This window comes from Desulfosporosinus sp. BICA1-9 (assembly GCF_000802135.1).
Genome location: NZ_JUEE01000218.1, coordinates 13,215 through 31,631, shown reverse-complemented (window position 1 = coordinate 31,631; position 18,417 = coordinate 13,215). Strand labels below are relative to the sequence as shown.

Annotated in this window: 19 protein-coding genes; all 19 read right to left on the bottom strand. The window is 42.2% G+C overall.

Features of this window, described 5'->3' with window-relative positions:
* Window positions 1-251 (bottom strand): BMC domain-containing protein (locus JL57_RS27070; RefSeq protein WP_034145002.1); only part of this gene is annotated, 251 nt, incomplete at its 3' end.
* Window positions 252-298: 47 nt separating this feature from the next.
* Window positions 299-634, bottom strand: coding sequence for a BMC domain-containing protein (locus JL57_RS27065; RefSeq protein WP_034145001.1), 336 nt, complete (start codon window positions 632-634; stop codon window positions 299-301).
* Between the two features lie 181 nt (window positions 635-815).
* Window positions 816-1,694 carry an ethanolamine ammonia-lyase subunit EutC gene (gene eutC / locus JL57_RS27060; RefSeq protein ID WP_034145000.1) on the bottom strand — a complete coding sequence of 293 codons (879 nt, stop codon included), beginning with the start codon at window positions 1,692-1,694 and terminating at the stop codon, window positions 816-818.
* 15 nt (window positions 1,695-1,709) lie between these two features.
* The gene (locus JL57_RS27055; protein ID WP_034144999.1) at window positions 1,710-3,074 is read right to left on the bottom strand and encodes an ethanolamine ammonia-lyase subunit EutB; all 1,365 of its coding nucleotides are present in this window, start codon (window positions 3,072-3,074) and stop codon (window positions 1,710-1,712) included.
* Window positions 3,075-3,101: 27 nt separating this feature from the next.
* The gene (locus tag JL57_RS27050) at window positions 3,102-4,511 is read right to left on the bottom strand and encodes an ethanolamine ammonia-lyase reactivating factor EutA (RefSeq protein WP_034144998.1); all 1,410 of its coding nucleotides are present in this window, start codon (window positions 4,509-4,511) and stop codon (window positions 3,102-3,104) included.
* Window positions 4,512-4,561: 50 nt separating this feature from the next.
* Window positions 4,562-5,932 carry an ethanolamine permease gene (eat, locus tag JL57_RS27045; protein ID WP_034144997.1) on the bottom strand — a complete coding sequence of 457 codons (1,371 nt, stop codon included), beginning with the start codon at window positions 5,930-5,932 and terminating at the stop codon, window positions 4,562-4,564.
* Window positions 5,933-6,231: 299 nt separating this feature from the next.
* Window positions 6,232-7,323 carry an NAD/NADP octopine/nopaline dehydrogenase family protein gene (locus tag JL57_RS27040; RefSeq protein ID WP_034144996.1) on the bottom strand — a complete coding sequence of 364 codons (1,092 nt, stop codon included), beginning with the start codon at window positions 7,321-7,323 and terminating at the stop codon, window positions 6,232-6,234.
* An 88-nt stretch (window positions 7,324-7,411) separates the two neighbouring features.
* The gene (locus JL57_RS27035) at window positions 7,412-8,710 is read right to left on the bottom strand and encodes a TRAP transporter large permease (protein WP_291300641.1); all 1,299 of its coding nucleotides are present in this window, start codon (window positions 8,708-8,710) and stop codon (window positions 7,412-7,414) included.
* 40 nt (window positions 8,711-8,750) lie between these two features.
* Complete coding sequence (locus tag JL57_RS27030; RefSeq protein WP_291300640.1) at window positions 8,751-9,278, bottom strand: TRAP transporter small permease; 528 nt, start codon at window positions 9,276-9,278, stop codon at window positions 8,751-8,753.
* A gap of 138 nt (window positions 9,279-9,416) precedes the next feature.
* On the bottom strand, window positions 9,417-10,460 hold the full coding sequence (gene dctP / locus JL57_RS27025; protein ID WP_045691204.1) for a TRAP transporter substrate-binding protein DctP: 1,044 nt from the start codon (window positions 10,458-10,460) through the stop codon (window positions 9,417-9,419).
* 469 nt (window positions 10,461-10,929) lie between these two features.
* Window positions 10,930-12,159 (bottom strand): sugar diacid recognition domain-containing protein, encoded by a 1,230-nt coding sequence (locus JL57_RS27020; RefSeq protein WP_034144995.1) that lies wholly within the window; start codon window positions 12,157-12,159, stop codon window positions 10,930-10,932.
* A 132-nt stretch (window positions 12,160-12,291) separates the two neighbouring features.
* On the bottom strand, window positions 12,292-12,879 hold the full coding sequence (locus tag JL57_RS27015; RefSeq protein WP_034144994.1) for an ANTAR domain-containing response regulator: 588 nt from the start codon (window positions 12,877-12,879) through the stop codon (window positions 12,292-12,294).
* Complete coding sequence (locus tag JL57_RS27010) at window positions 12,876-14,312, bottom strand: sensor histidine kinase (RefSeq protein WP_034144993.1); 1,437 nt, start codon at window positions 14,310-14,312, stop codon at window positions 12,876-12,878. Before JL57_RS27010 ends, JL57_RS27015 begins: the two co-directional genes overlap by 4 nt.
* Window positions 14,293-14,742: a EutP/PduV family microcompartment system protein gene (locus JL57_RS27005; RefSeq protein WP_034144992.1), complete on the bottom strand. Its 450-nt coding sequence runs from the start codon at window positions 14,740-14,742 to the stop codon at window positions 14,293-14,295. The genes JL57_RS27010 and JL57_RS27005 overlap by 20 nt, the downstream gene beginning before the upstream one ends.
* Window positions 14,742-15,095 (bottom strand): BMC domain-containing protein, encoded by a 354-nt coding sequence (locus JL57_RS27000; RefSeq protein ID WP_034144991.1) that lies wholly within the window; start codon window positions 15,093-15,095, stop codon window positions 14,742-14,744. Before JL57_RS27000 ends, JL57_RS27005 begins: the two co-directional genes overlap by 1 nt.
* A 163-nt stretch (window positions 15,096-15,258) precedes the next feature.
* The gene (locus JL57_RS35710; RefSeq protein ID WP_291300639.1) at window positions 15,259-15,384 is read right to left on the bottom strand and encodes a hypothetical protein; all 126 of its coding nucleotides are present in this window, start codon (window positions 15,382-15,384) and stop codon (window positions 15,259-15,261) included.
* 337 nt (window positions 15,385-15,721) lie between these two features.
* Window positions 15,722-16,396, bottom strand: coding sequence for a cupin domain-containing protein (locus JL57_RS26990; RefSeq protein WP_034144989.1), 675 nt, complete (start codon window positions 16,394-16,396; stop codon window positions 15,722-15,724).
* 95 nt (window positions 16,397-16,491) lie between these two features.
* On the bottom strand, window positions 16,492-17,040 hold the full coding sequence (locus tag JL57_RS26985) for a BMC domain-containing protein (RefSeq protein WP_034144988.1): 549 nt from the start codon (window positions 17,038-17,040) through the stop codon (window positions 16,492-16,494).
* Entirely contained in the window at window positions 17,037-18,359 is a 1,323-nt protein-coding gene (locus tag JL57_RS26980; RefSeq protein ID WP_291300642.1) for a 4Fe-4S dicluster domain-containing protein, read from the bottom strand. The genes JL57_RS26985 and JL57_RS26980 overlap by 4 nt, the downstream gene beginning before the upstream one ends.
* Window positions 18,360-18,417: the final 58 nt, after the last annotated feature.

Genomic DNA, 18,417 nt, shown 5'->3' with positions numbered 1-18,417 from the left:
CCGATGATTTCTCCGGATAAGGGCCCTGAGGCTCGTGCCGCTCCGCAATAGAAGCTTTTGGCATAAACGACTTCGACTTCGGCTTTTTTCGTGGCTTCGTCTAAGGCGACGTAGGTTGAATCATCGATGTCGGCGGTGATCATGCCGATGGAACGCTGATACCCTGTGAGGCCCAATTTCTCGGCAAGATCCGGGGCCACATTGGGGATTAATCTAACGGCTAATACTTTTGGCTTAATGGGCTCTATCATGGTTACCCTCCCTATTAATGCCGGACGTTTTGCTTAGTTCCGACGATTTATTTGGTATTCTCGACGTTTTTGGTTTTCGGCTTTTCTTCGATAACCGGTAATTTAGGCAGGATGGCTTCAAGTTCCGGATGCGGGCGCGGGATCACGTGACAGCTGACGAGTTCTCCGACTCTCTCGGCTGCAGCGGCTCCGGCATCGACCGAGGCTTTTACGGCTCCGACATCTCCTCGGACCATGACCGTGACTAAGGCGCCTCCTACTTTTACTTTCCCGATTAAGGTGACATTCGCTGCTTTGACCATGGCATCGGCCGCTTCGATGGCTCCTACGATTCCACGGGTTTCTACCATGCCTAGTGCTACGAGATCTGCTCTTATAGCCATTTGTGTTTTTCCCCCTTTACTCTCTCGTTTATAAATTTTTGTTAATATTATTTACACTACTATCTTCATTATATAGGGACAACTAGAAATTAACTATACTCCCTTTTGTCGCCGCCTAAGCCGCCAAGTTAATCATCGTAGTTCGCAATAATTATAATAAAGGGTTGCGTGTCGCTACCCTCTACTCTAGATTAACACCCGACGCTTTAGCATCCAGGATCTTCTTAATTAAGCTAGCCAGATGCGCGCCTGCTTCTGCTGCCGGAGTCCCTCCTTTGTGAATATTACTGATCACGGTTCGCTCACTCTCGACCATACCTAGTCTTGGATTATAGCCCATATAGGCACTCATACTCTCGGCAGTTCCCAAACCTGGGCGTTCTCCAATCAGGATCACAGCAACTTCAGGTTTTAACTCTTCACCGATGGTATCCATCACAGCGACCCGACCATTTCGAACAAAGATTGTGGTTCCCAGTTTTACACCCATTCCTTCGAGGCCCTGGATTAAGGCTGGAAGAAGATTAGGAATGTTAGCTTCAACTGCTTTACTGGATAATCCGTCGGAAACGATAATTTGGACCGTAGCACCTTTTGGGCAGCCATTCGTGAGAAACACTAAATTCTCGTCATTAAGTTTTCTTCCTAAGTCTGGCCGGGTAAGATATTCATCTTTTGACAGGCAAAGGGTCTGAACGGAAACCATATTATACTTCGCTGGGAATTCTTCTGGAACTTCACCGAGCACTGAGTCTTGCGCAACAGCGTGATCTGCGCGAAAACGAAGTAACGTATCCGTCAAAGGACGGGGTCCACTTCGCCAAACTCCGATTCGAGCGGGAGTAGAAAGTTTCATCTCTTCATAGAGTGCCTTATTGACTGGATTAGGTACCTGTAAATAACGTTGCAAATCGATTTCTGCTAAATCTGTTATCTGACATTCGTCTACTATCGATGAATTTGCTAAAGGTGAAGCATTGTTGGAACTTTGATTCTTTCCCTTCTCCATTCCTTTAAGCAACTCTTCCACGATCAGGCGAACACTATCTTCCAAGCTCATCTTCTTATCCCCCCCTTACCTTGTGAATATAGTGGCATCCCCAGCACGGGCCGTAAGTCTACCCTTGGCTAGGATTCCCATGGATTCTGCCCAAGCCTCAAACTCGGGTAGCGGTCTCAAGTTAAATAGTTCTCTTAAGGTCGCAATGTCATGGTAGCTAGTACACTGGTAATTTAACATCACATCATCCCCCATAGGGATCCCCATGAAATACGTACAGCCTGCCGCTGCAAGGAGAGTCGCCAGATTTTCAATATCATTTTGATCTGCTTTCATATGGTTGGTGTAACAAGCATCAACCCCCATCGGTAAGCCCGTAAGTTTACCCATGAAATGGTCTTCAAGACCTGCCCTAGTCACTTGACGAGTATCATAGAGATATTCTGGACCGATAAAGCCAACGACGGTATTCACTAAAAAGGGGTTATAACGACGCGCTAACCCATAACAGCGTGCCTCTAAGGTAACTTGGTCAGCACCATGATGTGCCTCAGACGAAAGTTCCGAGCCTTGTCCCGTTTCGAAATACATAATATTAGGTCCTGTTGCGCGACCCTCTTTTAATCCTAGGGTATACGCTTCGTCTAAAATTTCTTTGGTGACTCCAAAAGCTTCGTTCCCAACCTGTGAACCAGCAATCGATTGGAATAATAAATGAATGGGAGCCCCTTTTCTCAAGGCCTTCATTTGAGTTGTGATATGCGCTAATACGCAAATCTGAGTAGGTATCTTCCATTCCTCAACAAACTGATAAAGGGTTTCCAAGCTACGGATGGTAGCGGGTACGGAATCGTCAACGGGATTAAGTCCTAATACCGCGTCTCCCACACCATAGGACAAGCCTTCACGTAAACTGGCTAAAATCCCATCAACCCCATCTGTGGGATGATTCGGTTGAAGCCGAGACGCTAGGCATCCTGCTTTTCCTATCGTGGTATTACAATGCGCCAGATTTTGAATTTTGGCAGCACCTAATATCAAGTCGAGGTTGCTCATAAGTTTAGCTACGGCAGCGACCATCTCTGAGGTGAGACCGCGACTGATCCTATGGAGGGCAGATCCAGTAGTTTCAGTTCTAAGAACATACTCTCGAAACTCTGCAACACTCCAGTTCTTAATTGTGTGATAGATCGGTTCGTTGACATCGGCATCAATAATGCGTGATACTTCGTCTTCCTCAAGCGGAATGACCGGATTCCTCCGTAAATCTTCTAAAGTAAGTTCCGATAAGACTCGTTTTGCAGCGATCCGCTCTGCGGCATCTTCGGCCGCAATTCCAGCTAGAATATCTCCTGACTTAATTTCGTTCGCTTTCGCCAGAACATCTTTTACATCTTTAAATTTAAAAGTTTGACCAAAAAGTCGTGTCTTGAGATTCACGATTTCACATCCCTTCTATCGAGACTATTAACGGGCAAATACTAAGGTTTTGACAATCACAGGCACCGCATCTTGATGGGGCAATGGTTTATTGATATCCAGAAAATCTCCAAAGGCAAGTTCGATACCATCCAAACAAACCAATGGCATAGCAGGAAGAAGTCTTTGCAGAGTTTGTCCAAGCACTTTAGCAATATCCTGTTGGGCGATGATCACTTTAGGCTCTCCCTTTATTAAAGGAAGCTCACAGGCTAGATTTTCTGCAAGGGTAAGAATCGTTAGAAAGTCCGTATTAGGCAAGGGTGGGATTATTAGCGCAACCGTACGATAGAGAGAGTCGATATAATTCTCTGAGGATTTAAGCCACGTAAACCTACCCGACGCTTCCAATTCCGGAAACACTGCAGGTACATTTCGTAACGGAAGTGTATTCTTGCCGACCGTAATTGTCGATCCTGATACATTCATCGTGTGTGCTCCTGCACCGAGCACTGTGGCATGGATTGTCTCGGACCCCTCGTGTACGGAATGAGATGAATAAATCCGACTATCATGAAACGCTTCTGCCAAGAGTGGCCCAACATCCCCATGGATCCACCATTCCTTGATCCCAGGAAGATAGATATACTTTGCGACCCCTCCAGAAAAGACCACTCCTTCGATTTTGACATCTGGCAACAAATTCGTCATGACTAAGGGCTCGTCCTGTGCGAGTAGAGGTTCCTGAAAGATGATCCTTTCAACGCATTCTACCATACTTCGTAAGCAGGTTTGAATCAAAGCCAATTCGTCCCCACTTTGAGTTTTGGAAGTGTTCGAATAACAATAATTCATTATCTTCTGAGCAGGTGGGGAAATGTATATTAAGCGGTGGGACATGGGATCAACTTCGAATAGTCTACCTCCAACATTGATACATGCCGTCCCTATGCACTTACCACGATCAAAAAAAGCAATATTCGTAGTCCCTCCACCGATGTCGATGTTGGCAATACACGCCTGTAAGCGCTTGGAGAGCGCCTCAGCTCCCGATCCTTTTCCAGCGATCACACTTTCGAGATCTGGTCCAGCCGTCGCTACGACAAAATCTCCCGCATAATCTGCTAAAGAATGGATAATTTCTGAGGCATTCTCCTTTTTAGCTGTCTCCCCAGTAATAATAATGGCCCCAGTGTCAATCTGTTCCGGCTTCACGCCCGCCTTCTCATATTCCTTCGCAATAATTTTGCGAAGTGCAGCACCATCAACATGCTGTCGATCTTCAAAGGGCGTGAAGTGAACCTTACCCATATAGGAGATACTTTTATGGCTAATTTCAACTTTTGGCACTTGACTACCAGGCATTACATTGACTAAGGTGAGCTGCGAAATGACCAACTGAGTCGTTGTTGTTCCGACATCGATCCCCACACTGACTAGAGTCATCTCTTTAGCCATGTTTTTTTCATTAACTCCAATCTTTTAAGAAGGCTTTTTCCAGATACGTATTAGGCATCCAGTTCATCTAAAACGCCAAACTCTTCCTCAAAGGGCCTAATATTCTTGTTACCCCAAACAAAGTAGTAGGCGATAGCAATGAAATAAACAAGCGCTGTCCATTTCAAAGCGGGTATACTGGAAACTAAGACACTTATCGTCAGAAAAATGCCCGTAATAAAGCTAATGACTGGGACTATTGGATACGATACTTTAAAGGGTCTTTTGAGATTGGGTTCTTTGGAGCGTAAGATAAACAGACTGATTAAGCTAAGCATATAGAGGGCAACAGAACCAATAACTGCAATGGTAATCACGATTGCAGTCTGCCCCGTGAGAACGACACCTAGTCCAACAAGTCCAGGGACTAACAATGCCCAGACTGGAGTATGACGTTTAGGGTCGACATACGCCAAGAATTTAGGCAAATACCCAGTCCGAGCCATCGCATAAGTTTGACGAGAGTAACCTACGATAATCCCATGCAGGGAAGCAATTAAGCCAAACAAGCCAATGATATTGACCAAAACAACAATAAAGGCATTTTCGCCAAAGACTTGAGCTAAAGCGATAGGCAACGGGAAGTCCACCGCTGAAACTAAGTTGTAATCTGCAATACCTGCCGTCAAGAAAAGGGTTAGGAAGCCCATAATCATTAAGGTTCCCATACCGCTTAAAAAGCCTTTAGGGATATCTTTCTGCGGATTGACCATTTCTTCCGCAGCCATGGCTCCGCCTTCAATAGCGAGATAGAACCAGATGGCGAAAGGAACGGCTGCCATAACACCTTTCATACCGAAAGGAAGGAGCGGCTCTGCCATAACTCTTGTCATCGAAAAGTGAGGAGCCGCGGCAACCCAGAAAATAACTAAACCAACAAGAGCAATAATGGTGACTACTAATTCTACCGTAGCTGAGGTTTTCATTCCTAAGTAGTTCACAAAGATAAAAAACAAAAAAGCGGCAACCGCTGCAGTCAAGGTTGGGACGGAGGGAACTAGAAAGTTAATATACCCACCAACAGCCAGCGCAATGGCAGGAGGCGCAAACACAAATTCAATTAAGCAGCTTATTCCATTCATATACCCCCAAAAAGGACCCATTGCTCTGCGTGCATAGGCCGAAGGACCACCAGCATGGGGTATCGCCGTTGCCAACTCAGAGTAAGACAAGATAAAGGTTACATAAAAGATCGTGACTGGAATTAAGGCTAAGGCTAATCCCATAGGCCCACCTGCCCCAAATCCATAGCTCCAGCCGAAATAGTTTCCCGAGATGACTAAACCTACTGCGAGAGCCCATAAATGAATTGGTTTTAGTACTCTGGATAAATGTGCATTTCCATCAGTTCCGGGTGTCACTAATTTAGTCTCTGTTGTCACACAAAAACCTCCTCTAATTTATTCGATGGGACACTTGATACCTACCAAGGGATTATCATCTATATCCAATATCTCCTTTCTTAGAAAAAAATTAATGCCCTTTATCACACCCCAGAAGGTCCAGGCTGTGATAAAGGGCATTATTGCCCACTATTCCTTTGTATAAACGGACATAGCTGATAGGTAGAGCTGTTTCCATCTTATAAATATAGGTAGTTCGCTATCCGATAGATTTTCTCCTTCTTAAATAAGCTCAATTCAATAATAATTTATCGGAGATTCAAATTTTTTCATTGCATTTACTTTTTCTTGCCAGTTTTCACATACTCCTTAATCTCTTCTACTGTCATCCCTGCTAGACCTAACACATTAGCTGTCCTTCCTTCTTCCCACCACGATCTTTCGTGTATGACAGAATAGACATTTACTACTGCATCGATGATTGGAGTAACGACCCCGACTTCCTTGGCAATCGTGCTCCATGGTACCAAACCGTAGGGTGCGTCTTCAGTTAAATACCTGCTATTAATATCATTTGGTCCCACGATCGGAGTCAAAGAAATATTCCCATGGATATTAAGGTACAGTTCTTTCCAGTCATAACCTTCCTGCATACCAGTGAAATCCTCTATTGGGGTAAGTTTGTATCCTAACTTTCTGCCAATAGCCTTTCTTTCCTCGTCAATTTGTATATTAACTTTAGCTGCTGATGGGGTAAAGCCATGTTCGTATACATAAAAATCGCCTCTAGCCCAATATTCAATAGAGCCAATATTAAGGAGACATGGCCCTGCATGTACTGCAGGATTAACTATGCTTAACCCACATTCCAAAACATCTGCATACACTTTTTCAAAAGGATGAATCCTGCGAATATCCTCAAGTAATTCTTCAGACTTTTCAGCAGGCAAAAAAGCAATATTCACCTTATTTAAACCAAAGATATTCACTTTACCTGGAGATGTACTCCTTGTATCATACGGTAAGTTATTTACTTCGGTAATGACTGGTCCGTCATCTTCTCCAAAAACTTCTTTCAATAGTAACGATCCAAAGGCTCCTGGATATAAAATAATTATTTGTTCTTTGTTTACTTTGCCTTTCAATAACTTTGCATAAGATGTATGAGCAAAGGCCGGAACCACAAGCACGATATATTTCACGTCTTTTATGGCTTCTTCAATATCGGATGTTACCTTCTCAAGCTTGACAGTCCCCTGGATAACCCCTGTCACTTCTATGGTTTCAGTTTGAAATAAATTTGCCAAATTATGTTTGTATTCAGGCATTTCGTACATGTTTACACTAAATCCACGTAACGTTAAATCCGCTGCCATGGCATGAGCTCCATGACCTCCACCAAGGATAGCTATCTTGTTATTGTTTTTCATGAAAATCTCCTCCTACTATATCTTGTGTTCTAGTCTTAATGCTTCTTAGATAAATCGTTGCCGCAGATAGTAATTTTGGACTTGCATGTTAATGTTGCAAAATTAATTTCGGTAACCAAGTAGAGATAATCGGGAAATAAGTGGTAAGTAGTAATGTTGGTGTCCAGGCGAACAATAACATTGCGAAAGTAGGTTTAAGCATCTCATTGATGGGGGCCCCACCAATACGGCCTGCGAGGTAGAGCAAGGGAGCCGTTGGAGGAGTTATATTACCCATTCCCAGATTAACGCCGACGATGGCTGCAAATTGAATCGTACTTACTCCTAGCTGGGTGACAATGGGCAAAAGAATGGGTGTACAAAGCAAGACCGCACTAACATCATCCATTAACATTCCAATTATAATCATGAAAACGTTAATCATTAACATGATAACAATTTTGTTCGTTGAAATTGACTGAAGGACAGACATGATCGTCGCCGGGAGATTCTCCATAATATATAAACGACTTAAGATCATTACAGCGTATAACATGACCATTATTACACCAGTTGTGACAGCGCTATCAATGATGACCTGTAAAAAGTTCTGGCGGTTTAAACCTTTATAGATGAAGAACCCTACAGGAATAGCATATACAACGGCGATAGCAGCTGCTTCAGTAGGTGTCACTATCCCTCCATAAATCCCTCCTAGAACTAGGATTGGCATAACCAAAGCCGGGGAAGCTTTGAAGGTTCTTTTTTTTGCTTCTCGGGAAAATGTTTTATAGTCCATTTTTTCATTGATGACTAAATCAGGATTCTTTCTTAAATAGACCATATTTACTAAAGATAACAACGTCATCAAGATGATACCTAGGATTACTGACGCTAGAAAACTTGCCAGAACTGACTGATTTCCAATCCAAGCATAAAGAATCATGATAGAACTTGGTGGTATCAACATACCTAAGACAGAGGAATTAGCAATTAGTGCTGCGGAAAATCCTTTAGGATAACCTGCTTTTTCCAAGCGTGGAAACATGATCGACCCAATGACAGATAATGTGGCTGCCGCACTACCTGTAATGGACCCAAAAACAGCACAAGAGACAACTGTTACTACTCCAAGTGCTCCTTTGATACTTCCAACAAATAGTTCAACCAAGCCCACTAATTTTTCGCCAATTTTACCCTTCTCCATTAATCCTCCAGCGAGAATGAATAATGGAATAGCTAGTAAAACAGTTGTGCTCATTTTGCTATATCCATAAGGCAATAAAAAACTCGGGTCATATCCTTGCGTGAAGATCAAAAAGATAACTGATGCAAAAAATGCAAAAGGGACTGGCACTCCCAAAAGTAATGTAATTACAAGTATTAATAACGCAATTCCAACAATCATTCAATCCCCCCCCGTCTAAGATAAATTATTACCAGAGGATTTACTTATTGAGAATTAATAATTTCAATTTCTTTATATCGTCTATTAAATGAATCGTGAAGTAAAAAGACATTAAGCTAAAGCTTAGAAAGATTGCACCTTGTGGAATGACTATCGGAATTCGCCAAACAGAACTTGTGCCTCCTTTGATTAAACTCCAAGAAAAAAAACTCACGGCATAATAAGTAGCCATATAACACAAACCTGTTGTAATAAGAGAACTAATCAGCATTACAATGCTTCGGATTTTAGGGCTGGTAACATACACCGACACTAAATCAGCAGTAATATGATTTTTCTGATAGCTACCGTATGATCCACCCATGAAATATAGCCAAAAGGCAAAAATTACGATTATTTCCTCCATTCCATAAAGGTCTGTTTTAAATATATACCGTAAAGTAGCCCCTAAACTGATACCAATAACTATCATTAAACTGCAAACTATCATTACAGAACGCTGGAATTTTAAAAGGGCCTCCCATGAAATTCTAGCGATTTGCTTTATACCTAATGAATTTGACCCCAAATTAACTCCTCCTTTCTATCATTCAAGGTACTCCTTTTTCAAAGTTAAGGTTTCCCTATACTTTTCAATGATTAAGGGAGGATGCTTTGCGTTAAGGCAAAATCCCCTCCCCCAACAGCTTGTACTTGCTACTTTTGACTATTTGTATTCCTTCAAAAGGCCATCCATTATTTCTTTCCCTAAACGATTGTTTAATTTAGGCCAGCTAGTTTTACGCGTTTGATCAGCAAGAGTCTTAAGGTCGGCATCAGATAACTCAATAACTTTAATTCCTGCTTTTTTCATCTCATCCATATATTGTTTGTCGCTCTTTTGGGAAATATCAACGCTCTCTGTTGATAATTCGGCTGTAGTATCTGCGATGATTTTTTGATCTTCAGCACTCAAAGATTTCCACAAATCTAAATTCATCACGTAAGAAGTGTTTTCAACGAAATTATTAACTGGAATATAGTATTTTAGAACATCCCTAAATCCCAGCCAATTTGAAACCGGGGTTCCGCCGCTCCAGCCATCTGCAACCCCAGTCTGTAGTGCGGTATACAATTCTGCATAAGGTACAGTAACAGTGGTGTAATTCATATCATCAGCCCATACTTTGAAAACATCCATAGGTGGAACCCGGAGTAGGACATTCTTTTTGCTTGTAACTGAGGCAGGATCCTCTGGCAGTTTAGTCATGCCCAGTCCACCAAATCCTTCTACATTGAAACCTAAAAGTTTTACATTTAAGGCATTATTGAGTTGATCCATTGTATTGTAAATATAGGATCCCTGACTATAAAGCTTTCTGACCTGGTCATAATTTTCTGCAATGGAGGGTACATAAGTTAGTTCTAGTTTGGGGTCATGTCCACTTGGTATAGAAATAAGAGCCATCTCAATGGTACCCTTCATAATTTCATCATAAATCAAGGTATAGTCTCCCAGTTGGTTAGCAGGATAGAGTGTCATTTGAATTCTACCATTTGTCTTAGCCTCTACTGTCTCCTTTAATTTCGTCATAGCTTGTGTACCAGGGTGATCAGACGGATATTGTCCTGCCATGCGAATTTTGATTGTTTTTTGAGGAGTTGCAGCATCTTTAGAATCCGCGACTTTATTTTGCCCGCATCCTGTCAGTGTAAGTATACTTATAACAAAGACCGCTAATACAACATAAACTAATTTTTTATTTCTCATAATAATTCCTCCTTCTATTTTTGGTTGTTTGTGTTAATTAATTAAATTTAGCTTGCCCCCTCCATTCAGTTAAAATTTGCAGGAAAACTTCCAGACAATTCGTACCAGTGATGTTAGGTAGAGATTGAACATCGGTCTCTTACGCTTTTCATTGTACGAAGCTTTTCAAATAGGTCCTTGTTAACCGAGGCAGATAAGTGCGATAATTCTGATTCTGTTTAAATTTAAGATAAGTATATCTATTGTAGGACTTTATTTCATTGGAACGAGAGAACAAAATTGATTAAGATAATGTACAAATTTTTAGTATGCTGATACAACTACCTTTGAAACTTGCCCAGACTCACCTAATTAGCCTTGCGATCAGCATTTACTAAGGACTGTACGAATCAAAAAAAAGTAGCTTAATACAGCTACTTTAGTAAAAAAACTTCTTTTTTTTCCAACTAATTCTTTTAACTGGTCTTAATCAAACTTGCTTCATTTTCTTTGAGAGATCATTATTTAAAATCTGAACTTTCACAGCAAAATATAGAGTAATTGACTCTCTAAAATTGCGCAAATTAAACCCACTTATTTGTTCGATTTTTGTTAGTCTATAAAATAAAGTATTCTTATGAATGTCTAAATTCTTAGAAGTATTGATAGGACTGAAACCTGATTCACACCAAACACATATAGTTCGGGATAGTTCATCCCAATCAGATTGTTTTTGCAAACTGTACAATACATTTACCACAAACTTTTGAGAAATATTCTTATTTACACTGGAAAGCAGTTCTTCTAAATACAAATCATTGATACTAAAAATCATGGGCAATCGATTATTCCTTTTTCCGATGGTTAATGCTCTCCAAGCTTCTCTATATGAATTTCGCAACTGGGATATATTCCCTGATACTGAACCAATACCCATAGTAGCTCTGGTATCAAGCTTCTGAAGATTAATTTCTAATTCGAAACATTTCTTTTTCACTTGTGCTATTATTTCATTTTCAGATTGTCTTTGATTAATGGCATGTAATACAACAAATTTGTCATTTGCTATTGAAGTCGATATATCTTCGGTAGAATTAAAAGCATTTTTTATAGTATTATCCACCCTTATTTTCATCAATTGAATCATCATTTCCGGCGAATCTTCAATTGATGAATGTTGATAGATTTCTTGAGTAATATTACTAAATTGATACAGATCAATAACAATGGCAATATATGGCCTAGTTAGATTATAGCCAAGTTCTTGCCCTCGAATTATAAGAAGGCCTTCATCTTTAGTATCCGGGTCAAAGACCGAAATCTCCTGTATTAAATTTTGCAGAGCCCGTTCCCGCAGAAGGGAGGACTTGAGTATAATCTCCTGACGCAACAAGATCTCAACCTGTTTTTTGACAATAGAAATAAATTTGCCAACATCTTCAGGTTCACCCCCTATAGCAACTGTACCAACAACTTTATTAGCTAATTGGATTGGCGCGGTATAACCCGGCTTAACTTCCAAACGTTGCGCTTCCTGAAGATCATGGAATTTAGGTTTACCTGATTTTATAACCTCTAAAGAAGCACGATGAAGGGTTTCTAATCTATTTATATCATCAGAACATCCAATTATTATACCGAATTCATCAGTAATAAGAAGATGATAACCAATAATCTCGCTTATTGATTTTGCAATTTCCTGAGCCAATTCCTTTAACACTTTATAGTTCACCTCTGTAAAAAATTAATTGTCAATAGTTTTGCCATAACCATAAAAAAAAATCAAAGACCCTTCATCCCATCTCGGTAACTCTGGATGCGATGAAGAGCCCTATTGTCAAAATCTTTCTGATTATCTTTTTTTTGAAACCTTAATATCCTCATTGACAATTTGAGCTGCCAGTTTTACAACCGTAATTCGAAGATCCATGGCCTGATGAATAAGTAATTGATGCGCTTCATAGTCACTAATTCCATTGCGTTCTGCGAGGATAGAACGGGCTCGATCAATCGTTTTTTGACTTTGTAATTCCAGCTGGGTGTTTTCCAATTTCGCACGGACGGCTTGCATCTCTCTCCAGCGAGCATAAGCAATTTGGATGGCAGGTAGAAGATCTCGTTCAGTAATAGGTTTGACAAGATAGCCATACACGCTAACTTTCTCTGCTCGATTAATAAATTTGGACTGACTGTAGGCAGTAAGCAATAAGACGGGAATGTTCATAGAGTGCAAGATCTTTGCCACTTCCAGGCCATTAAGCCCTGGCATCATCACATCAAGAATCGCCAAATCTGGAGCGAACGATTTAGCCAATTTAACAGCTTTCAGGCCATTATTTGCTTCAGCGCAAACAATATGTCCTGCCCCTTGCAACATTTCTTTAATATCCAAGCGAATGAGTGCCTCATCATCGGCAATTAAGATGGATAGTACGCTCATAACTGTCCCTCCGAACTATGTTTTGGAAAGCTAACCGTTACAATCGTCATTCCTTCTATACGTTCCATTTTAGACTCTCCACCTAATTGGTCTCTCACTAGTGAATCAACGATCTGTAAACCCAAGCGCTTTTGCTTTACTTGATCAAAAGGCCTGTCTGGATCTGGTCCATTATCTCTAACTGTAAGAGTTATCGTTCCTCTTTTTTCTGTGATTGATAAGATAATAAGACCCTTTTCTAAGAAACGAACCCCATGTTTGAAGCTGTTCGTCAAGAGTTCATTAATGACGAGCGCTAAAGGAACAGCTTGTATACTCGGCAGATGAAGAGTTTGTCCTTCGACATGAGCCTCGATGCACTGCTCAGGTGACATGGAACTTTCTAATAAACTACTAAGTATACGTTGGCAGAGTTCCCTTAAATCAACGGAATCACAATTTTGACAGGCGAAAACATCATGGACCATAGCAATGGATATAATTCGATTGATGCTGGCCGAAAACTCTGCTTTGACAACTTCTAAATCCGACCGTCTCATCTGTAAGCGAAGCAAAGCTGCAACATTTTGAAGATTGTTTTTTACTCGGTGGTGAATTTCCCTTATAACGGTACTCTTAGCATTGAGTTCCTGCTCCTTTTTGCGCAGATCTGTGATATCTCTAAACGATATGACACAACCACTTAAATCTCCATAAGTTACTAAAGGATAAGCCTCAAAAAGATAACTTTTATTTAAGATACAGAACTCAACAGGGTTTTCAAGCATATCTAATAGTTCTTGTAATGAAGTGCAATTAAACATAGTGAACAAGAAATCTTGCCCCAGAGCCTCAAAGCCATGATACTCTTGAAAAATTTTAGCAGCTTTTTGGTTAACATATGTGATCTTGCTATGTTTATTTAAAACAAATATTCCATTACCAACCCAGTTTTCAAACTGAGAACCTGTCATTGACAAATACATCAGAGTATTACTCAATCGTTCTGCGGTTTGGGTCAAAAACTCCACTTGTTCTTCTTGGCGTAATTCTTCCGAAATATCCCGCTCCATGATTAACGTGCCGATTACATCATTTGCCGGATTACGAATAGCAACAACTGTCTGAGCAATTGGAATCCCTTCTTGGCTGACTCCCCTTACATTACGACAAGTTTCCCCTGTCTTTAACGTCTGATAAACTGCCGGTTCACTGGTAGCCAAAGCCAATTCACCGACCACACTATGATTATATAAGGAACGTTTTTCCGGAGGGGCCCATGCTAATACCACTGCATCCATTCCATCTTTCAAGGGAGCATCAATAAAGATATCCGTCTCTGTCAACTGAGCAGTATGAGGGATTTGCAGAGCCATTGTTTCTAAAATCTTTATATCCTCTTCAGTAAGGTTTGTGTATTTTTTACATAAGTCCTTAACGGCTGCGAGATTCATTTAACTCCTCCAATCGCATGCGTAAAGGAGCAACTCCTTCCCCATTCATGACAGATGTTATATAAAAGGGTTCTTCGATGCCTGCATAATGCAAAAAAGAACTCGCTTGTTTAATATCGGCTTTCGGTAAATCCACTTTAGTAATAATTCCAATAATAGGCTTGCGGAAAACCTTTGAAAACTTTGGTGGATAAAATGCTCTCTGTTTTGTTGAATCTTGGAGCGCCCAAATCTCAGAAACTTGATGACTGGCATCAATTAAGACATGATAAAATCGAGGAATCTCCAGATATTCGCCCGGACAATCAATAAAGGCGTGAGTATAATCGATCATTTGAGTTTTTTGATAGCTTACTTGCTCATTCATAAGCATTTGCTTTAAAGTGGTTTTGCCGGCCCCGATTCCTCCGATAAGAAGTATTCGCCCCATTAACTTCTAGTCACCTCAGTTGATGAAAACCCTAAAATGTTAACAAGTGTATTTACTGCAGCTCGTATGGCAGCTTCTACACTGGATACATCACCTGTTATTACCAGAGAACCCGTAAAGCGATCTAAAAACCCAAGTTCAATATCCCCAGCTTTACTGGCAGCATCCGCAGCAATAATTGCTGCCTCACTAGGGGTGATTGTCATTATACCAATGGCCCCTGTCGTTACGATTCCTAATCTCTCATGAATATCTCCCTGCGGGTTCGGTATAATATGGGCCATTGTCACTTGTTTTCCAGGAACATATTCTTGAATTACACGCTGTTTTTCAGCCAAGATATACACCACCATTTCTATTCTTTCCAAACATAAAAGTCCTTATCTGTAATTTCGTCGAAAATTGTCAAAGTCCTCCTTATTTATACCCTACTTCCTTAAAGTAATTTTTTCGAATGATGAGAACCGCAATATCAAGTCCTTTAATTCGGTTCTCCTGTTCATTACTAGTTTCAGCTTATCCCATAAACAGCCGGCTGGACAAAACAGCGAATTCCTTTTTGGTATTTAGCAGATTTCGTCCCATCACTGTGTTATTATAGCGGTCTTCATTTACCCCCATCAGATAGGCTATCGTGGGCATCGTATCAATTGCCCCCCTGTAGTCTCGATCTCACGTCCGTCCATCCCTTTATGATAGATAATAAGCGGTATTCGTTTACTGTCATCGAGCCACCAGCTTTGCTGTGGCTGAACCTGTTTGACCTCACCATTATAGTATTTGGGCACTCCAGTATGATCCCCGTAGATAACAACCCACCGTATTATCCAAAGCCCCTCTTTTGTCAAGCGACTCCAATTGCCCGCTACGGCATAGTAATTGTAATTGCCTCTTTATTAAAGAGGCAATAAAGCCAGCCATAAAAAACTCTTCCTTTTCAGGAAGAGTATACAGATAGCCTTAGTTCAATATAATATCCTTATTCACAAAAATCTGCCCAATTCGCAGGATAGGTTGCATAAAAAACTTTACAAAATGTAGGAGAAGAAAAGATTACTTGGCTTCCCTTTGGGATATAAACCACATCGCCTGCTTTGGCGCGGAAAACTTTGCCCTCAACTTCGAGGACAAACTCTCCCTCTATAACGTAATCTACTTCATCATAGTTTAAAAGCCATGGCAACTTCGCATGATCAAAGGTCATAAAACCCGAGGCGAGATTTCCCACGCGTGAGTCGATCACATCAACGAGTCCTACCTTTTGCCCTGGAGGAGCTTCTAGAAACGGTTGAATAACCACGTTCTCTCCTTTGACATGAGTCGCTCTGGGGTTCTCACAGGCGGGTTTCAAGACCTCACCCAGAATTTTTTGCACAGCCTTTTTAATGTCATCATTCAGGATGATGGGTTCCGTAATCTCCTGTGTTGGCTTAACGTCTTGCTGCGAACTGGTTTGATCAGCCGTTTGTCCAACCATCGATTGACCGAAAACACTTTGGCTAATGATTTCTTGCCTTCCTTTGCTTATGCTAATCCCTAACTCTTTTGCAAGATCTTTAGCTGAGGGAGTCAGTACGCTGTCTTCGTCTAATACAATGTTTTTATCCACTTTGGCCATTTCTCTTAAAACGGCCGCTGAAATAAAACGCCCCATAGTTACACCTCCTTTTCGTGGTTCGATACTTGTAGTTCGTAGTCTGTTCGATCCTCAATGTTCGAACAACGAAGGTCGCACTTCGATCATCGAACTTATACTAGGCTTTCGATCAGTTTCTTGGCTGGACGCGGTATGACGACTTGTCGTATGAGGAGTCCTTTTACGCTGGCTAAGGCACTCCCTTCTTCCACGGCTGCTTTTACGGATGCAACTTCCCCTGTGAGAAGGGTGTAACTCTTGCCGCCTATGCCAAAGGCAAGATGTATAAGGAGGGGCTCAACTTCCCCTGCCTTCAATGCCGCATCCGCTGCTTCGATTAAGGATGCGACGCTGTACGTTTCGATGATCCCGATCGCTTTAATGTCTTTCAGGGGATTGGCGCCACTGATCGCCGGTAAGATGGACGGATGAACATTGGGTATCACGAACGAATCGACGACGGTCTCTGCTCCTAATTCGATCCCTGCGTTCACGGATTGCTGGATTGCTGACACGTCTCCACTGACTAAGACGATATATTTTCCAGGGCATGTGGTTTTGGCCACTAAGATGTTGACGTCTGCTGTTTTGGCCATGATATCGGCGCATTCGATGCCTTGTGCTATACTGGTAAATTCTACGAGCCCTATGGCATGGATCATGTTGCACCCCCTTTCCGTATCGTTATCATTTGGGGCGTGACTTGTTGGACGGTTCCGTCTAGACTGGCATGGACCCTAGCTCCTAAGGATCCTTCTGGGATTTCTCCGACGACTTGCCCTCGTTTAACGTTGTCTCCAACCTTAACCACGGGGATAGCCGGGGCCCCTATATGTTGTTGGAGGCTTAAGCTCACTTCCTCGGGTTCATAGGTCTCAAGGGCTAAGGGAGCTTCTTTATACCAAGGACCCAATTTTAGGCGTTGTACTAAGCGTGACGAGGGGATTAAGCGATGTTGGGCCATCGGGTCTTCTTTCCTGAGTTCTCCTTGATATTTAACTCCTTGGGCGCGAAGCTCTGCTTTTAAGGCGCGATTGACCCTTAGCGGTGAGATTCCGACCGGACAGGCATAGGCTTCACATACTCCACACTCTGAGCACGTGAGGGCACTGGTCAAGGTTTGTAGATCTCCCATGGCTTTGTAATTCACGGCTCGGATGAGGCGATGCGGGGATAATTCGTGCCCGATCATGTGGCGTGGGCAGAGTTCGGTGCAGAAGCTGCATTGTTCACAAACGGTTTTGGCGATGCGTAGTACGGTTTCCAGCGGCATTTGTTTCCGCTTAATGAGCGGGTGATCCTTGGGGAGGGCAATGAGTCCTCCAGTGGTCTTGGTGACGGGCGCACTAAGATCTGTGATCAAGCTTCCCATCATGGGGCCTCCGAGGATATAGGCTAGGTCGTCTCCCCGTCCTTCACCGGCTAGGTTAAGGACTTCCTGCAGGGAAGTTCCGATAGGCACGGTGACGGTGAGGGGATTTTTAACGGCCCCTGTGACGGTGAGGGTCCGCGTGATGACGGGTTTTCCATCATGGGCCTTAGCCACATTGATGAGGGTTTGAACATTATTAACCACGACCCCGATATTAATGGGGATTCCTCCTGGGGGGACGCGCCGACCTGTGGTTAACCAGATGGTGATGACTTCATCTCCGGCGGGATAGATATCCGGCATAATCGAGATCTGCAGTTGGTCGGTGAGATAAGGCTCTAAGGCGGCGATGGCGGCCTGATACTTGTCCTTCAAGGCGATAATTCCTTTTTGGGCGCCAGTGGCCTCCATGGCTAATTTTAACCCTTTAATGAGTTGTTCGGGATAGCGTGCTACCAGTTGTTGGTCGGTTTTTAACATGGGTTCACATTCTGCTCCGTTGACCACTACAATCTCTGCTCGGGCGGCGAGCTTGACATGGGTCGGAAAACCTGCTCCACCTGCTCCGACGACGCCTGCCTCCCGGACGGTCGTGCTTATATTTCTCATACTTTGATCGTTCGCATTGATCGTGTTCATACTTTTATTATTCATTTTTTCACCCACT

What these genes read in the sequence shown, in the direction of transcription:
- eutC (WP_034145000.1), bottom strand. Translation starts at nt 1,694, where the DNA reads ATGAGCTTGGAAGATAGTGTTCGCCTGATCGTGGAAGAGTTGCTTAAA.
- JL57_RS27035 (WP_291300641.1), bottom strand. Translation starts at nt 8,710, where the DNA reads ATGATTGTTGGAATTGCGTTATTAATACTTGTAATTACATTACTTTTG.
- JL57_RS26990 (WP_034144989.1), bottom strand. Translation starts at nt 16,396, where the DNA reads ATGGGGCGTTTTATTTCAGCGGCCGTTTTAAGAGAAATGGCCAAAGTG.
- JL57_RS27010 (WP_034144993.1), bottom strand. Translation starts at nt 14,312, where the DNA reads ATGAATCTCGCAGCCGTTAAGGACTTATGTAAAAAATACACAAACCTT.
- JL57_RS35710 (WP_291300639.1), bottom strand. Translation starts at nt 15,384, where the DNA reads ATGCCCACGATAGCCTATCTGATGGGGGTAAATGAAGACCGCTATAAT.
- JL57_RS26985 (WP_034144988.1), bottom strand. Translation starts at nt 17,040, where the DNA reads ATGATCCATGCCATAGGGCTCGTAGAATTTACCAGTATAGCACAAGGC.
- JL57_RS26980 (WP_291300642.1), bottom strand. Translation starts at nt 18,359, where the DNA reads ATGAGAAATATAAGCACGACCGTCCGGGAGGCAGGCGTCGTCGGAGCA.
- JL57_RS27065 (WP_034145001.1), bottom strand. Translation starts at nt 634, where the DNA reads ATGGCTATAAGAGCAGATCTCGTAGCACTAGGCATGGTAGAAACCCGT.
- JL57_RS27015 (WP_034144994.1), bottom strand. Translation starts at nt 12,879, where the DNA reads ATGAGCGTACTATCCATCTTAATTGCCGATGATGAGGCACTCATTCGC.
- JL57_RS27000 (WP_034144991.1), bottom strand. Translation starts at nt 15,095, where the DNA reads ATGGTGGTGTATATCTTGGCTGAAAAACAGCGTGTAATTCAAGAATAT.
- JL57_RS27050 (WP_034144998.1), bottom strand. Translation starts at nt 4,511, where the DNA reads ATGGCTAAAGAGATGACTCTAGTCAGTGTGGGGATCGATGTCGGAACA.
- JL57_RS27005 (WP_034144992.1), bottom strand. Translation starts at nt 14,742, where the DNA reads ATGGGGCGAATACTTCTTATCGGAGGAATCGGGGCCGGCAAAACCACT.
- dctP (WP_045691204.1), bottom strand. Translation starts at nt 10,460, where the DNA reads ATGAGAAATAAAAAATTAGTTTATGTTGTATTAGCGGTCTTTGTTATA.
- JL57_RS27040 (WP_034144996.1), bottom strand. Translation starts at nt 7,323, where the DNA reads ATGAAAAACAATAACAAGATAGCTATCCTTGGTGGAGGTCATGGAGCT.